At 64.0% G+C, this 1,819-nt stretch carries 2 protein-coding genes; both read right to left on the reverse strand.

Annotated features, from left to right (window positions below):
- Nucleotides 1–773, reverse strand: a 773-nt coding sequence (locus tag GX181_06935) for a TrkH family potassium uptake protein (GenBank protein NLM71676.1), incomplete at its 3' end; no start/stop codon positions are given.
- Between the two features lie 63 nt (nt 774–836).
- A complete protein-coding gene (locus GX181_06940; GenBank protein NLM71677.1) occupies nt 837–1,772 on the reverse strand; it encodes a TrkH family potassium uptake protein in 936 nt (311 codons plus the stop codon).
- Nucleotides 1,773–1,819 lie beyond the last annotated feature (47 nt).

Raw genomic sequence — 1,819 nt, forward strand, 5'->3', positions numbered from 1 at the left:
CGGTAGTGGAGGGCGAAGTTTACCCCGGAGAAGAACATGAAGAGGGTTATCACCCAGTCGAAGTAGGCGGAATCGTAGTGTCCGATGCTGCGGTTAAGAGGCGACAGACCCCCGGTCGCAATCGTGCTGAAGGCGTGGCTTAGAGAGTCGAACCCGCTCATGCCGCCTATAAAAAGCAGCGCGGCGGCGGCGACCGTCATCAGTACGTAGATCCCCCACAGGCGCAGTGCCATCTGGTGCAGCCTGGGCGTCATCTTCTCGACCGCGAACCCCGGGACCTCGGCCCTGAAGAGGTTTATGCCCCCCACGCCGAGAAAGGGGAGCACGGCCAGCCCCAGGACGATTATCCCCATTCCCCCCACCCAGTGAGTGAGCCCCCTCCAGAAGAGAAGCCCCCTCGGGTGCATCTCTATGTCCGGAAGGATTGACGCCCCGGTTGTGGTGAAGCCGGACATTGCCTCGAAGAAGGCGTCTCCGAAGGTGGGGACCATCCCGTGCAGGTAGTACGGCAGAGCCCCGATCGCGGACGCGGCTATCCAGGATAGCGAGACGACCGCGAAAGCGTCCTTCGCGCTCACTCTTCCGTACCCCCTGTGCCTGCGTCCGGCCGCGTAGAGCAGCCCCGACGCGCACAGCCCGATCAGGATCGACTGGATTATGGCGACGTCGTCCCCGCTGCCGTCGCGCCACGACCAGGCCAGGGGCCAAAGCATCGACATGGAGACGATCGCGGTGATGAGGGAGAGCATCTTCGCCACGAGCCACGGGTTCACGGAGCGCGCCTCCCCGTATAGCGAGCCGGGCGAGCGATGCTCGACAGAGCCTTCATCCCGGCCCTACCTCCTCCACGTCCCCGGCATGAAGAGCAGCAGCACCGTGTACAGTTCAAGCCGTCCGAGCAGCATCAAGGCCGAGAATCCCCACTTCGCCGCCCGGGGCACGACCGAGTAGTTCTCCATCGGCCCTAACGAACCCAGGGCAGGGCCGACGTTTCCAAGCGTCGACGCCGTCCCTGTCACGGCTGTGGTGAAGTCCAGCCCCGTCAGGGTCATGAAGAAAGTCCCGCAGGTGAAGACCGTCATGTAAAGAATGAAGAACGAGGTCACCGAGGAGATGGCCTCCTCCTTGACCGGTTTGCCGCCGACCTTGATGTGCACGACTGCCCTCGGGTGCAGCAGCTCCTGCATCCCGGCGCGCATGTGACGCCAAAGCACGATAAGCCTGATGGTCTTGATGCCGCCGCCGGTGGAGCCTGCGCAACCGCCGGCGAACATCAGGAAGAAGAGCAGCATCCTGACGAAGGAGGGCCACAGCTCGTAGTCGGCGGTTATGAAGCCGGTGGTGGTGATCACGCTCACGACCTGGAACGCCCCGCGCCGTACGGCCTCCGTCGCCGAGGGGAAGACACCGGCGCGCATCAGCTCCGCGCTGACGGCGACGGTCGAGGCGAGCACGATCCCGGCGTAGACGCGGAACTCGTCGTTCTTAAAGAAGGCGGAGAGGTCGCCCCTTAAAAAACGGTAGTGCAGAACGAAGTTCGCACCCGCGAGGAACATGAATGCGGCGGTCACCCACTCGAAGTAGGCGGAGCCGTACTGGCCCAGGCTCTGGTTCAAAGTGGAGAACCCGCCCGTCGCCACCGTCCCGAAGGAGTGGACCAACGCGTCGAAGGCGCTCATGCCACCGAGCGAAAGAAGCGCTGCCTGAGCCGCGGTCAGCAGCGCGTAGACCCCCCACAGGCGGGCGGCCGTCTCCCTTATCCTGGGCGTCATCTTCTCCTTCGATGGCCCGGGGACCTCGGCCCTGAACATCTCCATGC

The organism is Synergistaceae bacterium, from assembly GCA_012521675.1.
Taxonomy (GTDB): Bacteria; Synergistota; Synergistia; order Synergistales; family Aminobacteriaceae; genus JAAYLU01.

Coding starts and splice junctions, on each gene's coding strand:
- GX181_06940 (NLM71677.1), bottom strand. CDS start 1,772: ATGACGCCCAGGATAAGGGAGACGGCCGCCCGCCTGTGGGGGGTCTAC.